The following is a 24460-nucleotide window of genomic DNA, read 5'->3' as shown; positions in this document are numbered from 1 at the left end:
GCGGCTGCGAAGACCCTCCGGACGAGACCGGCAGAGGCCCCGACGGGGGCCCCGAGGGAGGCGGCGGACCCGGCGGAGGAGGCGGGGGCGGTGGCTCTGCATGCGCGCCCCCACCCGACAACGGGCCGGGCGGCGGGCCGGTGGGACGCTCGGAGGAAGGAGGCAGGGAATTCACGACGCTCGCCCCCCGACACAGGGCAGCGGGTGGACCATGGTGACTCGCATGCGCTCACTCCTTCCGAACGGTCCGGGCCTCCACATCCCGGAGGTGGAACCTGGACATTTGGAACTCTGGACATCTGGAAACGCCCGGGCGGGAACCGCCCACTCCGCGTGCGTCCATCTCTTGAGTAAGCCCTCTGCCCCGCACCAGGTCATGCCGCGACCTTTCGGGACTTGACAAACCTCTGCTTGCACCGAAGGCGTCTACCGGCTGACCGTCGTCAGCCCGCGGAACGGCTCCAACGCCCGGCCGCCGGATTGCGGCGCAGCATCAGCCGGTGTCGAGGCCGCGTTCCTCGTCGGCGCCCCGCTTGGACCCCCGTGATGGGGAGTGTGCGTCCGCACCCCGTCACGGCATCGGCAGCCGGGGGGACCATCCCGTACACACCGACGGGCCCTGAGCCTCCTCGACAAGTACGCGCACTCACGCGAGGCGCTGGGCGGGCTCGGGGCACGCTCAGGCTGCCTCCGCCTCCCCGTGCCGGCGTTGCAGAGAGGCGAGGTCGACCAGGGCCGAGCCGCGCCTGCCGGTGTCGTCCTGCAGGGACACGTGCAGGCGGCGTGCCCGGATCGCCTGCCTAGGTCTCCGAGGGCTACGAGCTCGCCGGCCAGCGACCCGAGAAGGGCCTCGTCCCGTGGACCCGCGTCGTCGAGGATGCGTATGAGCGCGGCTCGGGCCAGTTCGGTCTGCCCCTGGCGGCGGGCCAGGGCGGTCCAGGTGAGGTCGTGCTCGTCGTGGGGATCCTGGCCGTAGATCGATGCGTCGAAGTCGGCCGCCCACTGGGTGAGCGCTCCTGCGGAATCGGGGAAACCGCCCAGCAGGAAACGGACATCGGGCTCGGCCTCCCGCAAGGACTGCAGCAGAGCGTGGTCCTCCGTCCTGCCGTGCAGGGCGACCAGGACCGCGGCGAGGCGGAGCTCCTCGCTGGGGCCGCTCCGGGCCTCCTGCCGGAGGAGTACGCGCAGAAGCGGCAGGTCCCCCGGCTGCCGGTCGTACTGGGCTGCGCGCAGGACCGTGGCCCGCCGTACCGGATCGTCCGCAATCGCGTCCCAGCAGCTGCGGTCGGTCCCCATCCGGACCAGATCGGCCCGGCCGGGAGCCAGGACCGCCTGCCGGAGCGGCGGTCGCCGAAGACCGTCCAGCAACTCGTACGCGCAGCCTTCGTCCGCGTTCACCAGGAGGAACTCCGGCTCGGTCCGCAGCAGGGACTCCGGGAGCCTCCGCAGCAGTTCCCGCCGGGGGAACCGGCGCAGGCCCAGCCCGCTGAGCAGCGTGCTGCGATCGGCGTCCAGCCCGGGACCGTAGGAGCTCCGGATCTCGTCTTCGGTCCGGTCGAACGCCTCCTCCAGTACCTCGTCATCGGCCGAGAGGTCGAGGTCGGTGCAGTCGTGCCAGCCCGGCAGACCGACGAGGATCTCGAGAGCCTCGTCCATGCTGCTGCCGATGAGGCCCGCTTCGCCTTCGGAGCTCGCGTACAGGACGGCCCCGTCGGCGCAGAGGAAATAGGCTCCGCCGGTGACGTCGCCCGCTACGGCCCTCAGCGGCGCTCCGCTCGCCAGGCAGACCTCTTCCACGTGCTCGGCCCGGTCGAGATCGAAATCGAAGGTCCCCGCAGCCAGCCTCGCCAGATCAGGATGCCGGCGCAGGACGGTGAGTACGTGGTCGGGGCGTGTCATGGCCGGACCGTAACAGCCGCCGCCGACACCGGCCGGTGCGTTCCCGCCCCACGGCCGGCCTTCGCGCCGCAGCGCACGCACCACCCGGTTGAACCGGGGCGGGGGCCATCGCACCAGGCACGACAGAGATCGTTTACGCCCGGCACCGGCCGGGGAGCAATCTCAGCCGAGGAAGTCCTTCCAGAACGGCACGGACGCCTGCGGAGCCCAGGGCGCGTCCTCGTCCACCGCGCCGAACTCGCGGTCGACGTAGTCGGCCAGATCCTGTCCGTAGCAGATGATGTCGGTTCCCCACACCGACAGGACCGGATGTCCAGGAGTCTCGCGACCTGCGGGTATGAAGCGGTGCGCGTAGACGGGAAGGAGTCGTGGCGCTCGTGCGAGTACCGCCCGGGCCACCTCCAAAGCCTCCTCGTCGGAGGTGGGACGCGCCCCCAGGGCCGAATGCCAACCGCCATGAACGACATCGCCAAGCGCCATCAAAGTCGATCACGCCGGCACCGTACACGCACTGCTCGCACGGCATCACATCTTTTCGAGCCTCTGACGCAGGCCTCCAGGACAGTGTGGGACAGCCCTCAGGCTGCTCATGTCCGGCCCGCCGAGTACCCCACCGCTAGGCCACGGGACCGAGGTCTCCTTCGAGGATGGCCTGAATGATCTGTGGCCGGTCCCAGAGGGCGAGGAGTCGGTTGGCGAGGGGCACCAGGTCTTCATCGCCGTGGGGTGTGATGGCGGCGGCCGACAAGGACCGGGGGACGGCACCGGCATCCAGGAGGAGGAGCCATTCCTGCGGGCCGAGTTCCAGGAACTCCAGTCCGGTGAGCGCGGTGATCTCCAGTGGGTCGGCGAGCGTGCCGGGACGGGCCGTGAGGGTGCGCAACCGGGGCAGCCCGGCGAGCGGGGCGAGGCTGAACCGCGCGCCGTCGCACCCGCCGATGGACAGGACTTCCAGGGCTGGGTGAGCGGCGGCCTGGATGGTCCGCAGGCCGCCGCTTCCCACCGCGGCCAGGACCGGCAGCCGTTCCCCGGACCGGTCGGGGGTGTCCTCCCTCAACTGTCCCAGGGCCAGGCCGGTGAGGGAGTCGGCCATGATCTCGGCACCGATGCTCTTCTCATGATCGAGCAGGATGACCTGCCCTGTGTGTCCGCGCGGGCCGGGTGTCAGGTCCACCGCCAGCCGGTCTCCCCCGCCGTTGTCCCCGAAAACGATCCAGCCGGGTGAACCGGCCAGGCCCTGCACCGCGGCGTCGGGCCGGGTGACGACCGTCTCCCTCGCCGCGAACTCCCAGCGCGGATGACGGCTCGCCCCGTCGACCACGCAGAGACCGTCCAGAGGAAGTAGCTCACAGCCGACCGCCCCGAAGGCATCCCACCCTTCCTCCCCGTGCGCCGGTGTCACCCGGTAGAGGACCTTGAGCTCTTCGGGAAGCGTGACTCCGAGGCGCGCTTCCGCGGCGGTGATCTGGTCCTCCGTCGCCCCGGTGGCGTCGGCCAATCGCTCGCGAAGCGTGCGTTCCAGCACCGCCGGGTCCGCCGAGGGGGCTGGCCCCGCATCGGGGCTCGGAGCGGGCAGGCGGCGCCAGGGCTCGGGCAGCGCGCCCTCGACCAGGACGAGCACCCCCAGGTCCGCTCTGCCGAAGGCAGCTTCCACGGCAGGGCCACGCTCGGTCAGCCGGAGCGTGGTCCTCCCGGTCGACCGGATCTCCGCCGTGAAGGCGATCTCGCCGGCTCCCGCACGCGCGAGTGTCCCGCGCACCTGATCCACGGCGCGTCGGCAGGCCGGCGACAGGCGTCCCCTCAGGGGCAGGCTCCAGCTGTCCTGGCCCACACGTCCCGCTCCACGGACGGTCCGGCCGGTATGCCTCTCCCTGTCGCCGGCCCGAAGGAGCCGCAGTACGGGCTCCCACGTAGCGAAGTCTCGTATCGAAGAGGGCATGGGAGGTTTCGGATCAACCATGCGCAGACCGTATGCGGAAGGAATCCTGCGGTGCGAAGCCGGTGAGGCTCGGTAGCCGACCGGCAAAGACCGCTTGAGCATGTCCGTCGGCTGCGAGCCGATCGCGTCGGCCCAGGACGCTCGTTCGTCAGGGAAGGATCGTTCCGTCCGGCCCGATCCGCAGGGGTCCGCCGGGCTCGCCGCGTTCCCCGTTCCGGAAGGCGTCCGCCAGTTCCTCGGGCGACATGGCTCCAGGAGTGTCGGTGGGAGCCTGCCGGTGTTCAACGACAGGCGGCGGTGACGGGGCGATGCCGGTCAGCGAGACGAGGCCGGCCGCGGCCGGCCCGACGAACGCGGTCGCCCCTCCCGGCCTGGACTTGGACTGCTCGACCGTGATGGCCGGGAGGGCCCCGGCCGAGGGCGCGGGGGCGGGGGCGGCGGCCTGCGCCGCACCGCCGACCGCGAGTGTCGCGGGGGAGAACGTGACTGCCGCAACCACCTTGATCCGAACAGGAATTCGCATACCAGCAGGGAGTCATCCCTGCCGGCATGCTCACCCCGCCCCCTGGGCGGTGTGTCCGATTCCGCACGGCCTCTTGTCCCGAAACGTAGATACGAGCGACCACCTGCAGGTGTGGCTCATCGCGGTGGGGGTGGGAGTCGCGACGTACTGCGTTCAGTGCTCGGGGTCGGGCCGGGCGGGAGGGGCGGGGTTTCCCAGGGAGAGGCACCACGGGCATCCGTGGGGGTCGCTCGTGGCGCTCGCTTGGTGAGGCAAGGGCAGGGGGAAGCCCGCCCGGTATTCGTCATGGAGTACTTGTGTCGCTCTTCTTTTCGGTCCGGGCGGGGTGATCGTGCCGGTCATGCCCGTTCCGGCGAGGCGGCGCGTCAAGCGCATCAGTGCAGCCCGGACCGCACTCGCCGTCCATGCCGCCGCCCACCGGAAAAAGCGGGGCACGGCCGGCGATGAGTCGCGATCCGATAAGTCCCCACAGGCCTCACGTAAGTCCCCACAGGCCTCACGCTCATGCTCCTTCACGAGATCAGCCACTCCTTGGTCGCACGGAATACGAATAAACGGATGATACTTTTTTTGTTTTGAATATATCCCACCCCTACCGCCAACAATTAGCACGGAGGCGCGTCGAACGAGAATTGCACAGACAATCGCCGGATTCGGGACTGATGCCATGACTCCGAGATCCGGCAATGTACGAATTGCCGGGGTTTTTGCGTAACCGGCAATGCGCGGATTGCCGGGGTTTTTACCCAGTCGGCGATGGCATATTGCCGGGGTTTTCAAGGGATTCGACGCCATCGACCGCCCTTTCGGTCGGACGGACGGCCCGCCGGTGGGAGGAATTACGCAGTATTCCGTCCGAGATCATCGGCGCATCGTCATATGTCAGTAGCATCGAAGGCCTACCGCGAGCCGGGTCCCTCGTCACCGAGGGTCGGCATCGCCCCGACCCACCGTGGTACCCAGGGGCCAGCACAGCTCCTGGGCGGCTTGGAGCGGCTCCGCACTCGGGCAGGCCCAGACGCCCGCAGGCTGCTCCACCTCTACGGCGGCTTGCCGGCGAGACAGCCGGATGGCGTCCACATGACAGGACAGGACGTGCTTGAAGCGTTGTTGCCGCCTCAGCTCAAGGGCGTCCACGCGCCACAGACGGCCGGTCCCCGACGAGGTGAACGCGGTGCAACCCGTGCCCAGTGCGGCAGAGAGCAGCACGATCCACAGGAGGAGGTGTCCCACAGCTGGTCCTTTCGAAGGCTGAAGCTCAAGGGGGCACACGATCTGAGCCCCGTCGATCGTCCGGCATAACGCAGAGGCATATGCAGAGTTGCGGCCCGACCCTCTGATGCAGCCATGCGCAGCAATCCGCCGCCCCTGGCATCTCAGCCCTTTTACCGATGATCAGTCGGCGCGTCGGGGCTTAGGTCGCGGATCGGCGTGCTCAGGTGCGGCGGCGGCGTCCGGGGCCGACGCATCAGCATGGAGGGATGAAAATATGGCGAGTCGGCAACACGGTGGAAACGCATTTGGTCATACATGGCGGCACCGTCGGGCGGGCGCGCTGTGCGCAGCAGCCGCCGTAGGACCGCTTCGACCGGCCCTCATCGTCTACCCTGAGCTGCGGATTGGCCGCGCGGAAGGACGTGACTGGTGAGCTCCTGCCGTGTTACCGGAATCGACAAGGGGCAGGGTCAACACTTGCTCATCCGCCACCATCACCCGGATGGCGCATACCCTGACCAACATCGGCAGCGTTTATGGAATATGACAACAGCAAAGCCCCCCTTCTTCTTCCGCAGGCCTCTAGAAGAAGAAGGGGGAGGTGGTTTTCACACCGGGACTACCCGGATCGGAAAGTGGACTTTCACTCCAGGATCAGCCGGATCCAGCGAGATCAGGAACGCAAGGCTGCAAGACGGGGGCCTCGAAATCGATCTGCGTTACTCGTCCTCGGTCCTCGAGGACTTCCTCCGTACGATGAGCATGATCCAGGTCGAGTTCGACCGGAGGTCGGGGAGCACCGCATCGTCCACGACTGTCGACGAGCGCCCGGGCGGCAGTTCCCGTGCATGAGCCGTACGGATACGCGGACGTCCATGGCCTCCACCCCCAGTCGGCCACCACCGGGTCCTGGCATCGGCCGGAACACCCAGGACATGGGGAAGCGCTGGGCGGGTCCGGTGAGACGCATCTGTCGTGGGATCCGGTGGAAGAGCTCGCGAGCCTGCTCCAGGAGAGCCCGGCACCGGGACAGCCGGAGTCCTTCACCCGCGTCGGCTACGACGACACCGGTGACACGGTCAGCGCATTCGGCCTCGTCGCCGGGCTGAGGCAGGCCCACACCCCCGCCGAGCGGCCGACGAAACGAGCTTCCAGCGGGCACCGCCGGAACGCACCGAGGACGCCGGTGGCGACCCTGCTGCAAACGGGCAGCCTGTTCACCGCCGTACTGGTCGCCGTCATCGCCGCCGTGGTGAGCGTCCTCAGCGGCATGGCCATCTGCGACGCCCTGCGTCACAGCGCCGGACTCCACACGGCCCGCGATGTGGTGAGCTGGTGGCCCCTGCTGATCTACGGGCCGTGGACGGTCGCCTCCCTGTCCATCCTCAGGTCCGCGTTGCACCAGCGCCGCGCGCTTCATTCCTGGGCGATCGTTCTGCTGTTCTCCACCTTGGCGACGCTCCTGTGCGTGGCCCAGGCACCCAGAACACTCGCCGCCGAGACGTCGTCCGCGCTTCCCGCCATCGCCGCGCTGGCCTGCTTCCAGCAGCTGGTCCGCCAGATCACGCTCACGCGGCCGCCCCGCCAGGCCGCTCCACGACACCGGAACCGGTCGGCCTCCGTGCTGGGTTCCGGGCAGCCGGCCACGGCTCGCAGCCGCCCGGACGATGTCCGTACCGGCTACTCCGCCGCCGACAGAAGGACGGGCCGCTCTCCGTCCAGCGGGCGCAGATTCGGGTACGGCGCATGACGGTCGTACGTGTGTGGCGGTGCCTCGTACGCAGGCCGCGGCTACGGCTCTCGGCTCGGGCCTCGGAGGGACGACCGGTGTCGTGCCGGCGTCTCGGGGGCAACCGCGGCGATCTCCGGCTCCCCGGTCGGCAACGGACGGCGCGCTCCCGCAGGAGGCCCGGGCGCTCACCTTCGCACCGGCGGTGGAGTCCGACCGGCCGGCAGTCCCGGTGCCGACGAACCGAGGTGCTGATGCCGCATACGGGGAACCGGCCGTGAGGTTCCCGCGCAAGCGGGCCGGCGGGAACGGCGCTGCCGGGCCACGACATAAGAGTGCCGTACGCCCCGTGCGCGGCGACCGCGATGAGCGGGGGCGGCTGACAGCCGCCGACTTCCTGGACATCCCGGTCCTCCCCACGCGTCAGAAGGGTCCTCGCCTGCACCTTTGAAACGAAGATCGAAACCGATAGTAACGGGCCGTGCGCAGACTCAACCCGACGGTCCGTGCCCAGGTCCGGACCCTGATCACCGGGCTGCGGCCCAGGCTGTGGCTCGCACCCCTGGCCTGCCGTGCGATCAATGCCGCGGCGCCCGTGGCAGCCGTGTGCCCAGCGGCGGTGGGCCGGGCCGGGGAGCGCACCTCGACGACCGAAACTGCCTAACCTGCCGAACAGACCCGACGAATTCACGACGCGCTCCGGCGCCTCACCTCCCACACGTGCCACACCTGACACGAAAGGCAAGAACCATGGTGTACGAACTGACCCACGCCGAGCGGATGCAGTACAAGCGGCGTCAGGACGCCGCCTACCAGGACGGCGAAGACGCAGTCACCAAGCTGCAGGCGGCACTCGCGCTCGCCGGCATGACCCTTCCCTCCCTGTGCAACGACGGGCCGGTGGCCAGCCACGGTTTCGTCCGGCTCGGTGGATGCAACGCGGACTTCGCCAACCGGCTCGCCGAAGTCATCGCTGCGGGTGCCGACGCTCTGCAGTACCAACGTTGAAACCTCCCCTCCCTGAAGGGAGAGGATTCTTAGCTCACTTCGCCCGGCCCCTAGCAGGCGGCAGGCCTTACAAGATCAGTGCCAGCCGGGTTGAGACCAGCCCGGACGAGCATCACGCGGGCGGAGCCCTCGTCCCTGGGGGACGAGGTTCCGCACGCGGTGCAGGTATGCGTTCGTTCGGAAGGGGGAGCGCGGTCTTGGTCGCCCGACCGCCCGATCCACTACCTTGAGGGGTCGTGCCAGCTGGGCCGCTGGTTCGGGCATCGGACGTCGGACTTCGAGAGGACGGGGAGGCGGCCGCCGGTGACGACCACCCCTTCACGACCGTCGTGCAACGCAAGCCCTCCCCCACCGTCCCCGAGACCCATGTGAACACCTTCTATGAGCACCTCTGATGTGGACCTTGGCCTCTGGACCGAGCTGGCGGCGCTCTACGAGACCCCGCCTGACCTCTCCTCCTGCCCGCTGTACTACGTGCACGTGGACGAGCGGGACACCTCGGTCACCCTCGGCTTCGAGACCCCACAACTACCGGACCATCCCGAGCCGGAGTGGGAGGAGACGGAGTACAACACGCTGCGCTTCTTCGTCACGTTCACCGGTGTGGACGAGCTGCGCCTCACGGGCATCGCTGCGGAGCATCCGGACCGGCGCGACCGCACCGTACGGGTCATCGCGACCGGCGCCGGTCGGCAGCACGTCTCGGTGATCAGCGACAACCGCTCCATGACCTTCTCGGCCGCCACGTCCGAGGTCGTCCACCGTCGCGTGTACCTCCAGGGCTCTCTTTGACCCACGCCGCCGCAACAGTTGGCCTGGGCGGTAAAGGAGCTCAGGGCCCGCTACGCTCCCGCAATGACCACCGGACCAGCGTGGGAGCCCGCGCCCCTGCACGAGGTCGCCGGCATGTTCCGCCGGGCCGGAGCGCCCTGGTGGATCGCGGGCGGACACGCCATCGAACTCGCCGTCGGCCACCCCGTCCGCGAACACGACGACATCGACGTCCTGGTCCTGCGCGATGACCAGCTCGCCGTACAGCGCGTGCTCGCCGGATGGGAGTGGTGGGCTGCCGACCCGCCCGGCAGCTTGCGCCCCTGGCAGCCCGGTGAGTACCTGTATCCGGGTGTCCACGACATCTGGTGCCGCCCCGGGCCCGCAGCGCCGTGGCGCATCCAGATCATGCTGGACGAAGCGCAGGACGGCCTGTGGGTGTCCCGCCGTGACATCGCCGTGCACCGTCCCGTGACAGAACTCGGAGCGATCGGTGCGGGCGGCATCCCCTACCTGACCCCCGAAGTGCAGCTCTACTACAAGGCCAAGGAGCCCCGCCCCAGGGACGAGGCCGATCTCGCCGCAGTCCTTCCGTACCTCGCGCCGGCGCAGCGGATCTGGCTCGCCGAGGCCGTCCTCGCCACGTACGGGGCGCACCCGTGGATCGACCGGCTCGACGTTCCGGAGCAGTACCGGCGGCCGCCGCGGAGAGAGCTGCTGGACGAACTCCCCTACGACTGGGAGCAGCGGTGAGCGTGGGGGCGGCGGCGTGGGGCCGGCATGCCGGGGGTGTGGTCGATACTGCCTCGGCAGGGTCGGCTCACGCGTAGGGCGCGGTGCGCCCGGAGTCCGCTCGGGGTGCTCCGGGCGCAGGCCGCGGGTCAGCCGATGTCGGGTGGCGTGGCGCCGATCATCTCTGCCAGGACGGTCCGCCGGTCCTCTCCCGGGCGTGCGCGGAGGGGACGGGCCAGGCGTGCGCTGTCGTAGTGCCAGCGGTGATCGAGGTCCCGGGGAACTGCCTCGGTCGTGCGGAAGTCCGCGCGGGTACCGAGCAGTTCCGTGAGGTCCTGTGCCAGGTCGTGCCAGGACACGTGGCCGCTGCACGCGTTCGCGACTCCGTGCACGGGCCGGTCCAGGCTCTCGGCCACCGCGCGGGCCAGGGCGGCTGCGTGCACCCAGGCGGCTCCGTACCAGCCGTGTCCGCCGGTACCGGGGCGGGGCAGGTCGATCGGCCGGCCTTCGCGGGCGGACTGGTAGAGCGTGCCGATGGCGCCCCAGCGCAGCTGTTCGCGCAGCCGGTCGTGCGCGCCCCAGACGAGCGGTGACCGCACCGCGCTCGCGCCCCCGCGTCCCTCGGTCCCCGCGGCGCGCAGCAGCATGGCCTCGCAGTCGAGCTTGGCCCGCCCGTACGGGCTGACGGGCTCGTGGGGCGGCGCCTCCTCGGCGACCCGGTCGGTCCCGGGGTGCCCGTAGGCGTCGACGCTGCTGACGAAGACGAACGGTCCGCGCCGCCAGGCGTCGACCATCGCCTCCATCGCCGCCAGGTCCACGTCGTGCCGGGTGAAGGTACAGGCGGCGTGGACGACCGCGTCGGCCTGCGCGACGGCGTCCCGCAGCCCGGCCAGGTCGGAGAGGTCGCCTTCGATGACGTCGACGCCCTCGGGGGCGATGAGATGGGCGGACTCGGGCCGGGCCAGCGCCAGCACGGGGCGGCCCCGCGCGGCGAGTTCACGCACGACGAACGCGCCCACGCCGCCCGTGGCGCCGGTGACCAGCACCGTGCCGGGGCGGATGTCCCGGGAGCGGGGGGCCGGCCTGCTCGCGGTCTTCGCGGCGCTCTGCTGCGCCGCCCGTTCGTCGAGGAGCGCGGTCAGCGCCCGGGGCGTACGGGCCTGGAGCACGTCGAGGCCCGTGAGCGGCAGTCCGAGGTCCGCACGCAGGCGTTCGGCGAGCTGTACGGCTTTCAGGGAGTGGCCGCCGAGGGCGAAGAAGTCGTCGTCCGGTGACGGGGAGACGCCGAGCACGGCGGTGAAGGTCTCCTTGACCGCTGCGGCCCGGGGGCCGGACGGGGCGTTCGGCGAGGACGCCCCGGGCAGCCGGGCGTGGTCGAGCGGCCCGGCGGCCGAGCGCGGCAGCGCGTCGAGCAGCGTGACCGTGGCGGGCACGGCCTCGGGCGCGAGCGACCGGCGCAGCAGGCCCAGCAGTTCGTGACCGGACGGGCCGACGCTGTCGTGCAGGACGGCATAGGCCACGGGCGGCCCTTGCTCGGGCCGGACCACCGTGGCGTCGGCGACGCTCGGGTGGGCGCGCAGGGCCTGGGCGGCCGGGTGTCGGTCGCCCGGGTCTGCGCCGTCGCCCGGGTCTGCGCCGTCCCGGGATCCCGAGGTGTCGCCCGGGCCGGGGAGGGGCAGCTTGCTCAGGGCGAGTTCCGGGTCGGCGGTGACCGCGTGGAGCAGGGCCGCGTAGTCCCGTACGGTCGCCTCCGCGACGGTGTCGTCGAGCGCGTTCGGGTCGTACTGGACGAGCGCCCGGGGCTGTGCGGTGCCGCCCGGCAGGAGGCCGTAGGACAGCGTGAACTTGGCACTGTCGGAGGGGATGTCGACGTACTCGGCCGACGTACCCGGGAGCCGGAGCACGGTCGGCTCGCCGAGGACGTCGGAGGTGACGCGGACCAGTGCGGTGCCGTCGGCGCCGCGCGCGCCGGCGCCGAGGCGTTCGAGGACCAGGTCGAAGGGGATGTGCCGGTGGCGCTGTGCTTCGAGGAGCGCGTCGCTCACGCGGCCCAGCAGTTGGGCGAAGGACGGGTCGCCCGAGACGTCCACCCGTACGGGCAGGGTGTTGACGCAGAGGCCGACCAGACCGCGCATGGCGGTTCCGCTGCGGTGGGTGCCGGCCACGCCGATGACGAGGTCGTCGTCGCCGGTGAGGCGGTGCAGTGCGGCGAAGGCAGCGGTGAGTGACACGGCGAAGAGCGTGGCCTGCCGCTGTGCACCGAGCGCCCGCAGGGCGTCGGGCACGGTCGGCGCCAGGGGCACGGTGTGCGCGGCCCCGGGGCGTGCGGCCGTGTGCGGGGCGGCCGCCGCCGGCTTGGGCAGGCGCGGCGGGGCGGCGTCGGCCAGCAGGTCGCTCCAGCCGTTCAGTTCTGCTTCGAGGCCGGGCAGGGCGTCGTGCTCGCGGCGCGCGTGGTCGGCGTACCGGGGCGGTGCGGCGAGAGTCTGCCTCGTTCCGCCGGTGGCCGCCGTGTAGAGGACGGCGAGTTCGGTGGCCACGGTCTCCAGTGAGGCGCCGTCCACCGCGATGTGGTGGAACGTCAGCAGCACGGTGTGGTCCTGCGGGCCGTGACGCACGACGAGCGCCCGTACCGCGTCGCCGGCCGCGAGGTCGAACGGCCGGCCCGTCTCGCGCCGCAGCAGCTCCGCGGCGTCCGCCGGCGCGGTGTCGACGACGTGGACGGGGACCGTCCGGGGCGTCGGGAGCACCTCCTGGCAGGGCTCGCCGTCGTGCTCCGTGTAGCGGGTGCGCAGGATGGCGTGCCGGGCCACCAGCTGGGTGAGGGCGGTGGAGAACGCGGCGACATCGAACGGTCCGCGCACACGGGTGGCGAACGGTACGTGGTAGGAGTCGCCCGCGCCGCCGAGCCGCTCCATCAGCCACATGCGGCGCTGAGCGCGGGACAGGGGGACGCCTGCGGCCTGCGGGGCGGTGGTGGCCGTACCGGAGGGGGTGGTGTCCGGTGGTGCGTGGCCGTCCTGACCGGCGCTCGCCCCGGGGGCGGGCTCGGCCGTCGCGCGCCGGGCGGTTCCGGCGCGGGCCCGGCGCAGCAGCTCCTGCTGGAGTTGCCGCTTGCGGTCGCGGGCCGCGGAGTCGGTGTCAGTGGACATCGCTGTGCTCCGGGGTCTCGGGGTGGAGGTCCGCGTGGGCGGCCAGGAGGGCGCGTTCGACCAGCGCGGCCTGCGCGGCGACGGTCGGGGCGGCGAAGAACTCGGCGAGGGACAGTTCTACGCCGAGTTCCTCGCGCAGGTCGTCGGTGACGGCGAGGGCGAGGAGGGAATGGCCGCCGAGGAGGAGGAACTCGTCGTCGGCGCGGGTGACCTCGTTTCCCAGTGCCTGGCTCCACACCTCGGCGACGGCCTGTTCCAGCGGTGTCATCCGCGCCGCCGGCTCGCCGGCGGGCCGATCCTCGGCAGCGTGCGCGCGTGCGGTGAGTGCGCGCCGGTCGACCTTGCCGGCCGGGGTGAGGGGCAGCCGCTCCAGCACAGTGACGGTGTCGGGCACCAGGTGGGCGGGCAGGACCGCGGTGAGCCGCTCGCGCAGTGCCGCGCCATGCGGTACGGGGCCGGGCGCGGCGACGACGAACGCGACGAGGCGTGCCTCGGGGGTGCCGGGGCCGTCGACCGTGACGGCGGCGTCGTCGACGTCCGGCTGCTCGCGGAGGGCGTGTTCGACCTCGGCGGGTTCGATGCGGAAGCCGCGGACCTTCACCTGGTCGTCGTTGCGGCCGTGGAACTGGAGGATGCCGTCGGGCCGCAGCGAGACGATGTCGCCCGTGCGGTAGAGCCGCCCGCCGGCTGCGGGATGATCGACGAACCGTTCGGCGGTGAGTGCGGGCAGGCCCGTGTATCCGTGGGCGAGCCTGCTGCCGCCGATCCACAGTTCGCCCCGGTCGCCGTCGGCCGCCGGGTGGCCGGCGGCGTCCAGGACGTGTGCCGTGGCGCCGGAGATGGGCCTGCCGATCGGTATCCGCCCCTCGCAGTCCTGCTCGGTGACCCGGTGGGCGGTGGCGAAGGTGGTCGTCTCGGTCGGCCCGTAGCCGTTGACGAGCTCCAGCCAGGGGAAGGCGGTGAGCACCTCACGGGCCTGTGCGGCGGCCATCGCCTCGCCGCCCACGACGACCGAGCGGAGCTGGGCGAAGACGCGGGAGCGGCGTGCGGCGAGCTGGTGGAAGAGGGCCGTGGTGAAGAACGCCACCGTCACGCCGTGCCGCTCGACGTGCCGGGCCAGGTCCTCCAGGGAGGGCCGCTGCTCGGTGCAGACGACGACCGCGGCGCCGTTGGCGAGCGCGGCCCAGACTTCGAACGTCGAGGCGTCGAAGGTCATGGGCGAGTGGAACAGGACGCGGTCGCGGCCGGTGAGGGTGACGTAGTCGGGTGCGGTGACCAGCTCGGCGATGGCCCCGTGCGGCACGAGGACGCCCTTGGGGCGGCCGGTGGAACCGGAGGTGAACATGATGAACGCCGGGCTGTCCGGGTCGGACTCGTCGACCGGCCGACCGGTCGGGAGCGGCTGCTCGGGCAGGGCGAGGACGGGGCCGGGGAGGACGGCCGCGTCCAGCAGCTTCGCGTCGCCGACGGTGAGCTTCACCTCCGCGTCGGCGATCATCGCCTCGGTGCGCGGGCGGGGCTGGGCGGGATCGAGCGGCACGCACACGGCTCCCGCCAGCCACAGCCCGAGCTGCGCGACGACCGTGCGGGACGACCGCGCCGTCAGCAGCGCCACGCGGTCGCCGCGCGCCACCTCGTGTGCCCGCAGGTGGGCCGCGAGGGCGTGGCCGGCCTGGAGGAGACGGCTGTACGTGAGGGTGGTGTCGCCGTCCACGACGGCGAGGGCGTCGGGGGTGAGTTCGGCGTGCCGCGCGACGAGCGCCGGCAGGGCGGTCGCCGGGTCGGCGGACTGCGGGGCGATGGGCTGCGCGGCGGTGGGCTGCGAGGTGGTGGCGGTCATGTCAGGCTCCTTCCGGGCGCGGGGTCCGGCGCTGGTCGAGGAGGGCGGCGAAGGCCCGCAGGTCGGTGCTGCGCAGCAGCTCGGGGGCGCGCAGGCGTACTCCTGCCTCGCGCTCGACGGTTGCCAGCAGCCGTGCGGCGACGACGGAGGTGCCGCCGGCATCGGTGAAGTTGTCACCGAGACCGATGCCGGGCCGGCCGAGGAGGTCGCGTACGGTCGCCAGCACGAGCCGCTCGGAGGCGGTGACGGTGGCGGTGGCGTCGGCGAGGTCGTCCGTGGCGGTGGTGCGGGGCGGCACGGGGGCCGAGGCCGAGGCCTGGGCCTGGGCCTGGGCTGCCAGGGCGGGCCGGTCCACCTTGCCGTTGGCATCGAGCGGGAAGCCGTCGACGATCCGTACGGCGGTGGGGACGGCTTGCTCGGGGAGCCAGGACCGGACCGCGTCGAGGAGGTCGCCAGGCGCGGGTTCGGCGCCGTCGGCGGGCCTGACGTGTGCGACGAGGCGGCCGTGGCCGGAGCTGTCGCGCAGCACGGTGACGACGGCGGTGCGCACCCGGGGGTCCTGCTCGAAGGCGGCTTCCACCTCGACCGGTTCGATCCGCACCCCGCTGATCTTCACCTGGTCGTCGAGGCGGCCGAGGAAGTCCAGGCTGCCGTCGGCGTTCATCCGTACCCGGTCGCCGGTGCGGTAGAGGCGGTGGATCGCGGGCAGCTCCAGGTCCGCCGGAGGCGCGGTGAACCGGCGTGCGGTGAGTTCGGAGTCGAGGTAGCCGAGCGCCAGGCAGTGGCCGCCGACGCGCAGTTCGCCCTCCTGCCCGCGGGCGACGGGGCGGCCCTCGTCGTCCGTGACGACGAGGCTGACGCCCGGCAGCGCGGTGCCGATGGGCGGCGGGGTCGGGTCGCCGGCCTCCGGGTCGGTGCCGCGCATGGTGTGGGTGGTGGTGACGACGGTGGCTTCCGCGGGGCCGTACGCGTTGTGGACGGTCGCGGTGACGTCGGTGCCGGGGCGGCGGCGCATGCGGTCGCCGCCGACGACGAGGTGACGCAGCTTCAGGTCCTGCGGCCAGGGCCGGTCCAGGAGCGGTTCGACGGTGGGAGTGGCCGCCACGGCGTGGGTGAGGGCGGTGTCACGCCACCAGTCGGTGAGTACGTGCGAGTCCCAGCGGGTGTCGTCCGGGGCCGGGACGAGGGCGGCACCCGAGGTCAGGGCGGCCCACAGTTCCAGCAGGTGCGGGTCGAACGCGACACCGATGAGCAGGGACTGGCGGTCGCCCGGCGCGAGGCCGGTCTCGGCCCGGTACCAGTCGAGGGCGACGGAGAGCGAGGACTCGGCCACGGCGACCGCCTTGGGGCGGCCGGTGGAACCGGAGGTGAGGACGGCGTACAGGGCGCCGTCGGGGGCGCGCCGGGTGCCACGGACGGAGTCGGTGAAGGCGGCCACCGCGGTGGCGGGGGCGTTGACACCGCCGGTGGGCAGCGGCAGCAGGGCGTGCTCCCCGCCGCGGTGTTCCGCGGGCAGGACGGCGGGGTCGCCGATGAGGCAGGCGACGTCGAGGTCCTCGGTGACGGCCTGGATGCGGCGCTCGCCGGGGCGCGGGCCGAGCGGCAGGTAGACGGCGCCGAGCCGGGCGAGCGCGACGGCGGTCACCACCAGGGCGGTGGACCGGTCGAGGCAGACGCCGACCAGGTCGCCGGGCCGGACGCGGCCGGCCAGATCGGCGGCGACCAGCGCGGCCGCCGCGTCGAGGTCCTGGTAGGTCCAGGTCTCCGTACGGTCGATCACTGCCGGGGCCTGCGGGGTACGCCGGGCCCAGTCCTCGAAGCGGGCGAGCACACGGGTCGGTTCGGCGGCGGGGCCATGGGCGACGCTCGGCGTGGACCCCGTGTCGAGGGACGTGGCGGTAGCGGCGGGCGAGGTCGGGGACTGGATCATCACGACTCCGTGGAAAGGGCGGTGGTGGCGAGGGCTGCGGCCTGGTCGGCGAGCACGGGGTTGCGGAAGAGCACCTTCAGCGGCGGGCGCGTGCCCAGCCGGGGCTCCAGCCAGGCGGCCAGCTCGGCGGCCAGCAGGGAATGGCCCCCGCTGTGGAAGAAGTGGGAGCGGTCGTCGAAACGGCTGTGGCCGAGGACCTTGCGCCAGCCTTCCGTGAGCAGAGCCGTCATCGGATCGTCGGACACGGCGGACACGGCGGACACGGCGGTGGCCGCGGGCTCGGGCGCAGAGCCGGTTCCGGGCTCGGGCGTCGCGGCGTCGTCGGGGTCGAGCTCCGCCGCCCGGCGGGACAGTGCCGTACGGTCGGGCTTGCCGCCGGCGAGGGTCGGCATGATCTCCAGCCGTGCCCAGCGGGCGGGCACGAGGGGGCCGGGCAGGCGGCGGCTCAGCTCGGCGTGCAGCGCCTTCTCGTCGAAGGACGCGCCGTCGGCCCCGTCCTCGAGGAAACCGACGAGCCGGGGCCCGCCGGGGTTCTCCCGGTCCAGTACGACGGCGCAGAACCGGCCGCCCAGTACCGCGGACGCGGCCGCCTCGATCTCCTCCAGCTCGATGCGGTGACCGCGCAGCTTGATCTGGTTGTCGCGCCGCCCGAGGAAGTACAGCAGGCCGTCCGGGCCGCGGTAGCCGAGGTCGCCGGTGAGGTAGACGCGCTGTCCGCCGAGTGCGTCGACGGTCACGAACCGGGCGGCCGTCGCCTCCTCGTTGCCCGCGTAGCCCTCGGCGAGACCGGGTCCGGCGACGGCGAGTTCACCGACCGCGCCGGACGGCAGCGGGCGGTGGTGGGCGTCCAGGACGTGGACCCGCTCGCCCGGGAGCTCCGTGCCCAGGGGGATCTCGGATCCCTCGGCGAGGGCGTCGCGGGAGACTTCGTGGACGGTCGAGCTGACGGCGGCCTCCGTGACGCCGTACACGTTGAGCACGGTGGCGTCGGTGTCGGCGAGGACGCCGCGCAGGGCCTCCACGGGAAGGCGCTCGCCGCCGAGGACCAGGAGCCTGGGCGCCCAGCTCCCGTCACGCAGTGCGGGACGCAGGTCCTCCCGGGTGGCGAGGAAGTAGCTGGTGGGCAGGTTGGCGACGGTGACCCGGGCGGATCCCAGCAGTTCGGCGAGCTCCGCACCCGTGGGCACCTCGTGCTCGGGCAGGACCAGGCAAGCGCCGGCGTGCAGGGTCGGCAGGACCTCTTCGAGCGCCACGTCGAAGGACGGCTGGGCGAACATCAGGACGCGGTCCGAGGTGGTGAGGCCGAACCGGTCGGCGGCCGCGGTCAGATGGTGCACGAGCGCCGCGGGGCCGACGGCGACCGGCTTCGGCAGCCCGGTCGAGCCGGAGGTGTGGATGACGTACGCGGTGCCGGGAAGTGCGGCGGTGCCACGCGCGGGAGGCAGGACCTGGGCGTCGATCCGGGCGGTCGGCAGTGCTTCCGGCAGGGCCGGGGTGCCGTCACCGGTGAGGACCAGCGCCGGGGCGAGGCGCTCCAGCAGCAGACCGAGCCGGGCGGGCGGATCGGAGGGGGACAGCGGGCAGTAGACGGCGCCGGTCCGCAGGCAGGCGAGGAGGGCGACGACCGAGTCGGTCCCCCTGGGCAGGACCACGGCCACCGGCCGGCCGGGCGTCACCCCGGCGGCGCGCAGTCGCTCGGCGAGCGATCCGACGCGTTCGTCGAGTTCGCCGTAGGTGAGACGGCGGGCGCCGCACAGCAGGGCCGGCTGCGACGGGTGGTGCGCGGCGACGGGATCCAGCGGATCGCGGTCGGCCGGGACGGGCACGGGCTCGGCGGCCGGCTCCACGGCGGTCGGCACCAGGTCGGCCAGCGGGGTCTCGGGGCTGTCGAGATAGGCGCGCAGCAGGTCCAGGAAACGGCCGGAGAGCAGCCGGGCGACGTCTTCGCCGAAGAGGTCCATGTCGTAGTCCCAGACCAGCGTCATGCCGGGCGAGCCGTGGCGCGGGGTGACGCCGCGCCGGTCGTCCGGGAGCAGGACCACGTCGAGGTCGAAGCGGGTGGTGCCGGTGTTGAAGCCCTCGAAGAGGGTGATGTCGAGGCCGGGCACGTCGATCTCGGGCAGCGGTGCGTCGTGGGCGCTGAACATGACGGAGAAGAGCGGGTTGTCGGCGCCGGAGGTGTGCATGCCGAGCGCCCGGGTCAGCTCCTGGACCGGTACGTCCTGGTGCGGCAGAGCCCGGATGAGGGTGTCGGTGACCTCGTCCATGACGTCCTGGGCGGGGGCGGCGCCGTCCAGGGCGAGCGGCAGCGGGATGGTGTTGACGAACATGCCGACGGCGTCCTCGTAGCCGAGGGGGCGGTTGCCGACGGCGGTGCCGATGACCATCCGGGAGCGGCCGCTGTGCCGGCGCAGGAGTTCGGCGAACAGGCCGAGGAGCGTGGAGAAGGGGGTGAGACCGCGGGTACGGGCGTGCGCGCGCAGGCGTTCGGTGAGATCGGCACCGATCGTCTGGCGCAGCTGTCCGCCGTGGTGCTTGCGGCGGGCACCGGGGCGGGTCAGGCCCGGCAGCGGCAGGTCGTGCTGCTGGTCGCGGAGTTCGGCCCGCCAGAAGTCGAGCGATTCGGGGGCGTACGCGGCCTCGGCCCGCTCCCGGACGTGGTCCGCGTACGAGGAGGCGGTCGGGAGCTCCAGGGTCTCGCCGAGGACGTGCGCGCGGTAGACGCGGAAGACGTCGTCGAGCAGGATCGCGAAGGAGTGCCCGTCGTGGATCAGGTGGTGCTCGACGTGGATCAGCCGGTGGTGGCGCTCGGCCAGTCGCACGAGCGTCCAGCGGATGAGCGGTGCCTCGAAGGTGTCGAGCGGTGTCTCGGCCTCGGTGCGCAGGAGGCGGGCGAAGGCCGCCTCGGGGTCCTCGTCGGCGGCGAGGTCGACCGTGTGCAGCCTCGGCGCACACTGCGACGCGACCCGCTGGGCCGGTACGGAGCCGGTGGAGGCGAGGAGTTCGAGCCGCAGGCCGGGGTGGCGTGCCAAGGTGGCGGCGAGTCCGCGGCGCAGCGCCTCGGTGTCGAGCGTGCCCCACAGGTCCAGTGAGGCGGTGAAGTTGTAGGCGCGACTGCCGGGCTGCATCTGCTCGTGCAGCCAGACGATCTCCTGCGAGGAGGAGAGGGGAAGCATGGGCGATCCCTGAGGTTGTCGGGTCGGTCTCCGGTGCCGGCCACGGTCGTGTCCGGTGGTCGTGCGGGCGGCTACGCGGGTCGCGCGGTGCCGCTGACTTCGTGGGGGGGATGCCGTGGGGGAAGCTCGGGGTGCGCTGCGGGAGCGGACGCGTCCGCGTCGTTCCCGGGGGATGCGGGTGGTGATGCCGTGGCCGGCGGACCTGCGGCCGCGTCCTGGGCGCGGGGGCGGGGTCACTGCACGGTGTGCTCCGAGGGGCGCAGCGCGTGGGTGAGCGCGTCGAAGGCCCGGTGCGCGGTCTCGTCGTCGAGTACCGCCCGGTCCCAGACCATCCGCAGGCGGATCTCCGCGCCCTGGGTGACGGAGACGGCGAAGGGTCCGCGTACCGGTCGGCCGTCGACGTGGACCTCCCGTCCCTCGGCGCCGGCGAGCACCAGGGGCGGGCGACGGCTGTCGTCGTCCACGGTGAGCAGGCCGTCGAGGCCTCCGGTCCAGCCCGAGCCGGAGGCCCGCACCGCGGCCACGACCGCGTCGAACGGTACGTCGGCCCGGTCGAGGTCGTCCCACCACGCGTCGGCCGTCGCCTCCGGGCCGGGCCCGTGGCCGGGTCCGGTGCCGGTGTCGGCCGGGAAGACGAGGGTGTTGAGGAAGCATCCGACGACCGGCTCCGCTCCCGGGGGCCGGCCGCCCCACGGGTAGCCGAGCGGGACGGCGCGGCCGGGGCCGTACAGCTCGCGGACCGCGGAGCGGCAGGCGTCGAGCAGTCCGGGGAAGGACACCCCGCCGTCGTGCGCGGGCAGCCGGGCCTGAGCGGCGCCGCTGGGCCGTGCGCCCTCCGGCACGCGGGCCGGACGGGGCGCCGGAGCGTGGGCATGCAGCGCGCGCAGCCGGTCCGCCCAGTACGCGGCCGCTTCGGGCGTCTCCGCCCGTTCCTCGGCGGCGAGCTGGCGCAGGACCGCGTCCTGGTAGGCGGCGAGTTCGGCTGCCGTCTCCCCCGGTGCCGCACGGGATGCGTCGGGCTCCTCGCTGTAGGCGGCGCCGAGTTCGTCGACGATCCGCGCCAGCGAACGTCCGTCGCAGACGGCGTGGTCCAGGGCGACGGCCAGAATGTCCTGCGCCCGCTCCGCGTCGTGGACGAGGAAGAGGCGCAACGGGGGACCCTGCGCATCCCAGGAGTCCAGCGCGCGGCGGAGCGCGTCGGCGGGCGTCTCCCCCGGTACGGGGTCCGGCCGGGTCAGAGTGACGTCCGGACCGGCGATGCGCAGGACGGGTGTGCCGCGGATGACTCCGGGCCGTGAGCGCAGGGCGGTGTGCCGTGCGGCGAGCCGGGATGCCGCTGCCCGCAGGCGTTCGGGGTCGATGCTCCCGTGCGGGAACGCGAAGAACATCGGCACCACGTCGGGGCGTCCCGACGGGTCCAGGGAACGCACCAGCAGGAAGCGGCGCTGTGCTCCGGTGACCGGCAGCAGGGTGTCGGACCGGTCGTCGGTGAGACGCCGGTAGCGGGCCAGGTACTGAGTCGTGATGCTGGGCACGTGGTCCTCTTCGTCGTGGCCGCGGTCGCGCGGAACGGGTGGCGCGGCGGGCGGTGCCCGCGCCGGGGGCGTCCCCGGTCGCCGTACGGTGGTCGGTCGAAGGTCAGACGGTGGGTGCGGGGGCCGGCCGTTCGTCGCCGCCGGCGGGGGACGTGTCCCGGGGTGCCTCGTGGTCGGCGCCCGTGCCACCGGCGCCGCCGTCGTCCTGCGGACCGGGCAGGTCCCGCATCCGGCGCAGCGGGGAGAGCACGAGCGGCAGCGGTACGGCGAGGATGCCGACGGCGCACCAGGCGAGTGCCGTACGCGAACCGTAGGACTGGGCGAGGGCTCCGCCGAGGAGCGCGCCCAGTGGCAGGGTGCCCCACATGAGGAAGCGCAGGGTGGCGTTCATCCGGCCGAGCAGCCGCGGTGGGCACATGCCCTGGCGGAAGCTGACCTGGGCGACGTTGTAGACGACGGCGCCGAAGGAGACGACCGCCGATCCGGCGGCGAAGAGGACCGCTCCGGGGACACCGTGCCCGGACAGGGGCCACAGCAGCGCGAACGGGCCGGTCACGAGGACGGACAGGAGCATGACCCGGGCCTGCCCCAGCCCGGCGGCGAGGCGCCCGGCGCACAGCGCGCCCAGGAGACCTCCCACGGCCGACGCGGACAGCACCAGTCCGAGCCCGCCGGCCTCCAGGCCGACGACACGGACGAGATGTACGGTCTGCGTCGCCATCAGGACGGCCGTGGAGAAGTTGGCGAGGCCGGTCGTGAGGGCGATGACCCGGAGCAGCGGGTGGCCGAAGACGAAGCGGACACCCTCTCCGATCTCCTTGCGCAGGGAGCCTCCGGCGGCGGCGGGTCCGGGCGCTTCCTCGGTCCGCTCGACGCGCAGGAGGAAGAAGGCGGAGAGCACGTAGCCGATGGCGTCGACGATGACCGCGAACTGCGCCCCGACGAGCTGGACCAGTCCGCCGCCGATACCGGGGCCGGTCACCTGGGCGGTGGAACGGACGGTCTCCAGGGCGCCGTTGCCGGCCACGAGTTGCTCACGGGGCAGGATCTGCGGCAGGTAGCTCTGATGGGCGACGTCGAAGAACACGGTCGCCACCCCGGTCACGAGGGCGACGACGTAGAGCTGGGCCATGGTCAGGACGCCGGCGAGCGCGGCGGCGGGGATGCTGGCCATGGCCACGGCGCGCACCAGGTCCGCGCGGATCATCAGGGGCCGCTTGCGCATGCGGTCGGTGAGCGCCCCGGCGGGCAGTCCGACGAGCAGGAAGGCCGCGGTCTCGGCGGCGGTCAGGAGGCCCACCTGGAAGGCGGGGGCGTCGAGTTCGAGGACGGCCACGAGGGGCAGCGCCACCAGTGTCACCTGTGCACCGAGCTGTCCGGTGGCAGCTCCCGCGAGTAACAGTCGGAAGTCGCGCAAGCGCAGAGGGCCACCAGCAGTGGCTCGGGATGTGTCGGACATGTGAACGACATTCACCGATCCATCGCTCAACAGTCAAAGTAAACCTGTCACTTTCGGACTTGTTTTGCGCTGTTGCGGACATCGATCAGGAAATCCTTCGCGCCACACGGGGTACGGCCGCGTGAATTCCTGCCGGTGTGCATGCAATGCGGGACAGGTGGGGCAAGGGAGGACAGGGAGCACAAGGAGGCGCCCAGCGGCTCCTCTTACCCTGAGTAACGGGTTCCATTCTGACCGAAAAGACGCACCCATGATCACGCTCCCGCGGAAGCACCTGTTCCGTCCGCTATGACGCCCCGACGGCTCCTCGTCAGCCCCGCGTGTCGCCACCCGCCCGGTCGGCGCCCCCGGCCGTGGTCCGGCGCGCGCAGTGCCGGACGACCGAGCCCAGGTCCCCCTCCGCACGCAGCAGGCTCCGCTGGACGCGCGCGCCGTTGCCGTGCTCCAGGAGGCCCGCGATGCCGGCCCGTACGAGTTCCTCGTCGCCGGAGTCGGCCAGCGCGTCGCCGACGTGCCGGTACAGCGCGTCGACCGCGGCCTCGGGCGCGGTCTCCCGCAGCGTCTCGGGGTGCAGCAGCGGGCCGTCGAGTCCCGAGCGGCCCGCCTGCCACGACGCGAGCCGCAGCAGCCCGGTGCTGACCCTGGCCGGGGGTTCGCCGGCTCGCCACTCCCGGGCCGCGGTCTCCACCAGGGCGCGTACGAGGGCGGCCAGCAGGACGGGGGTCGACGCGTCGAGGCACACGTCCGCCACCCTGACCTCGACCGTCGGGTAGGAGGCGGACAGCCGCGCGTCGAACCAGATCATCCCCTTGTCGCGCAGCACGCCCGACTCGACCATGGCCCGCACCTCCGCGTGGTAGCGGTCCGCAGAGCCGAAGACGTCCACCGGCCCGGCCGCGGGCAGCCGGTTCCACACCCGGCTGCGATAGCTCCCGTACCCGGTGTCCTCGCCCTGCCAGAACGGGGAATTCGCGCTCATCGCGGTCAGCACGGGCAGCCAGAGCCGGATGCGGTCCAGCACGGCCACGCCCTCCTCGTCCGACTCCACCGACACGTGGACGTGGCAGCCGCAGGTCAGCTGCTCCTGCGCGGTCATGCCGAACTGCCGCGACACCCACTCGTAGCGGTGTCCGGGGGACATCGAGGGGCGGACGGCCAGCGGTGAGGTGCCGATCGCCGCCACGACGGCACCGGCCGCCGCGGCGTGCCGGGCGGCCTCGGCGCGCCACCGGAGGATCTCCTCCCGCAGCTCGCCCATCTCCGTCACCGGTCTGGTGCCGAACTCGACCTGCTCCTCCTGGAGCTCCGCCTCGAAGGTGTGGCCGGAGTCCTTCCCGTCCGCCGCGCCGGCGGTCGCGGCGCGGTCGGCAGCGGCGAGCACCGCTCCTGACACGGCCAGCGGCTCCCCGCTGTCCGCGTCGGCCAGCAGCAGCTCTTCCTCCACGCCGACGCTTCGCATGCGATCGCCCCTCTCCTCGTCTTCCTGTTCACCGATCGGTCGCCACCGTCTGCCCGGGCCCGCCGTGGATATGCGCAAGGGGGAGCCGACGGGCCC

General features: G+C 72.6%; 15 protein-coding genes. 4 read left to right on the top strand and 11 right to left on the bottom strand.

Going from position 1 to position 24460, the window contains the following annotated elements; translation table 11 throughout:
- Positions 1 to 426: 426 nt before the first annotated feature.
- From ACZ573_RS30405 to ACZ573_RS30390, 4 genes are all read right to left on the bottom strand, one after another.
- A complete protein-coding gene (locus ACZ573_RS30405) occupies positions 427 to 1899 on the bottom strand; it encodes a hypothetical protein (RefSeq protein WP_471310244.1) in 1473 nt (490 codons plus the stop codon).
- 162 nt (positions 1900 to 2061) lie between these two features.
- Positions 2062 to 2196: a hypothetical protein gene (locus ACZ573_RS30400; RefSeq protein ID WP_471310241.1), complete on the bottom strand. Its 135-nt coding sequence runs from the start codon at positions 2194 to 2196 to the stop codon at positions 2062 to 2064.
- Between the two features lie 319 nt (positions 2197 to 2515).
- A complete protein-coding gene (locus tag ACZ573_RS30395; protein ID WP_471310238.1) occupies positions 2516 to 3859 on the bottom strand; it encodes an SMI1/KNR4 family protein in 1344 nt (447 codons plus the stop codon).
- A gap of 127 nt (positions 3860 to 3986) precedes the next feature.
- Positions 3987 to 4361: a hypothetical protein gene (locus ACZ573_RS30390; protein WP_471310237.1), complete on the bottom strand. Its 375-nt coding sequence runs from the start codon at positions 4359 to 4361 to the stop codon at positions 3987 to 3989.
- A gap of 2200 nt (positions 4362 to 6561) precedes the next feature.
- Here ACZ573_RS30390 and ACZ573_RS30385 point away from each other — a divergent pair.
- The 4 genes from ACZ573_RS30385 (at position 6562) to ACZ573_RS30370 (ending at position 9837) form a co-directional block, all read left to right on the top strand.
- Positions 6562 to 7326, top strand: coding sequence for a hypothetical protein (locus ACZ573_RS30385; RefSeq protein ID WP_471310234.1), 765 nt, complete (start codon positions 6562 to 6564; stop codon positions 7324 to 7326).
- Between the two features lie 729 nt (positions 7327 to 8055).
- On the top strand, positions 8056 to 8313 hold the full coding sequence (locus tag ACZ573_RS30380; protein WP_471310232.1) for a hypothetical protein: 258 nt from the start codon (positions 8056 to 8058) through the stop codon (positions 8311 to 8313).
- 381 nt (positions 8314 to 8694) lie between these two features.
- Complete coding sequence (locus ACZ573_RS30375; RefSeq protein WP_471310230.1) at positions 8695 to 9105, top strand: Imm50 family immunity protein; 411 nt, start codon at positions 8695 to 8697, stop codon at positions 9103 to 9105.
- A gap of 63 nt (positions 9106 to 9168) precedes the next feature.
- Positions 9169 to 9837 carry a nucleotidyltransferase domain-containing protein gene (locus tag ACZ573_RS30370; RefSeq protein ID WP_471310227.1) on the top strand — a complete coding sequence of 223 codons (669 nt, stop codon included), beginning with the start codon at positions 9169 to 9171 and terminating at the stop codon, positions 9835 to 9837.
- 128 nt (positions 9838 to 9965) lie between these two features.
- On the opposite strand, the gene ACZ573_RS30365 is transcribed toward ACZ573_RS30370, so the two are convergent.
- From ACZ573_RS30365 to ACZ573_RS30335, 7 genes are all read right to left on the bottom strand, one after another.
- The gene (locus ACZ573_RS30365) at positions 9966 to 12965 is read right to left on the bottom strand and encodes a condensation domain-containing protein (protein ID WP_471310225.1); all 3000 of its coding nucleotides are present in this window, start codon (positions 12963 to 12965) and stop codon (positions 9966 to 9968) included.
- Positions 12955 to 14805: an amino acid adenylation domain-containing protein gene (locus ACZ573_RS30360; RefSeq protein WP_471310223.1), complete on the bottom strand. Its 1851-nt coding sequence runs from the start codon at positions 14803 to 14805 to the stop codon at positions 12955 to 12957. Before ACZ573_RS30360 ends, ACZ573_RS30365 begins: the two co-directional genes overlap by 11 nt.
- 1 nt (position 14806) lies before the next feature.
- The gene (locus ACZ573_RS30355) at positions 14807 to 16735 is read right to left on the bottom strand and encodes a non-ribosomal peptide synthetase (protein WP_471310221.1); all 1929 of its coding nucleotides are present in this window, start codon (positions 16733 to 16735) and stop codon (positions 14807 to 14809) included.
- A complete protein-coding gene (locus ACZ573_RS30350; protein WP_471310219.1) occupies positions 16735 to 19911 on the bottom strand; it encodes a non-ribosomal peptide synthetase in 3177 nt (1058 codons plus the stop codon). Before ACZ573_RS30350 ends, ACZ573_RS30355 begins: the two co-directional genes overlap by 1 nt.
- A 233-nt stretch (positions 19912 to 20144) precedes the next feature.
- Positions 20145 to 21446: a condensation domain-containing protein gene (locus tag ACZ573_RS30345; protein WP_471310216.1), complete on the bottom strand. Its 1302-nt coding sequence runs from the start codon at positions 21444 to 21446 to the stop codon at positions 20145 to 20147.
- Between the two features lie 103 nt (positions 21447 to 21549).
- Positions 21550 to 22905 (bottom strand): MFS transporter, encoded by a 1356-nt coding sequence (locus ACZ573_RS30340; protein WP_471310213.1) that lies wholly within the window; start codon positions 22903 to 22905, stop codon positions 21550 to 21552.
- Positions 22906 to 23215: 310 nt separating this feature from the next.
- Entirely contained in the window at positions 23216 to 24364 is a 1149-nt protein-coding gene (locus ACZ573_RS30335) for a glutamate--cysteine ligase (protein WP_471310211.1), read from the bottom strand.
- Positions 24365 to 24460: the final 96 nt, after the last annotated feature.

Source organism: Streptomyces sp. NPDC040545, assembly GCF_055595065.1.
The sequence above is the reverse complement of the archived record's forward strand: the minus strand, read 5'-3'. Positions and strand labels throughout refer to the sequence as shown.

Coding starts and splice junctions, on each gene's coding strand:
- ACZ573_RS30405 (WP_471310244.1), bottom strand. CDS start 1,899: ATGACACGCCCCGACCACGTACTCACCGTCCTGCGCCGGCATCCTGAT.
- ACZ573_RS30395 (WP_471310238.1), bottom strand. CDS start 3,859: ATGGTTGATCCGAAACCTCCCATGCCCTCTTCGATACGAGACTTCGCT.
- ACZ573_RS30390 (WP_471310237.1), bottom strand. CDS start 4,361: ATGCGAATTCCTGTTCGGATCAAGGTGGTTGCGGCAGTCACGTTCTCC.
- ACZ573_RS30380 (WP_471310232.1), top strand. CDS start 8,056: ATGGTGTACGAACTGACCCACGCCGAGCGGATGCAGTACAAGCGGCGT.
- ACZ573_RS30375 (WP_471310230.1), top strand. CDS start 8,695: ATGAGCACCTCTGATGTGGACCTTGGCCTCTGGACCGAGCTGGCGGCG.
- ACZ573_RS30370 (WP_471310227.1), top strand. CDS start 9,169: ATGACCACCGGACCAGCGTGGGAGCCCGCGCCCCTGCACGAGGTCGCC.
- ACZ573_RS30365 (WP_471310225.1), bottom strand. CDS start 12,965: ATGTCCACTGACACCGACTCCGCGGCCCGCGACCGCAAGCGGCAACTC.
- ACZ573_RS30360 (WP_471310223.1), bottom strand. CDS start 14,805: ATGACCGCCACCACCTCGCAGCCCACCGCCGCGCAGCCCATCGCCCCG.
- ACZ573_RS30355 (WP_471310221.1), bottom strand. CDS start 16,735: ATGATCCAGTCCCCGACCTCGCCCGCCGCTACCGCCACGTCCCTCGAC.
- ACZ573_RS30350 (WP_471310219.1), bottom strand. CDS start 19,911: ATGCTTCCCCTCTCCTCCTCGCAGGAGATCGTCTGGCTGCACGAGCAG.
- ACZ573_RS30340 (WP_471310213.1), bottom strand. CDS start 22,905: ATGTCCGACACATCCCGAGCCACTGCTGGTGGCCCTCTGCGCTTGCGC.
- ACZ573_RS30335 (WP_471310211.1), bottom strand. CDS start 24,364: ATGCGAAGCGTCGGCGTGGAGGAAGAGCTGCTGCTGGCCGACGCGGAC.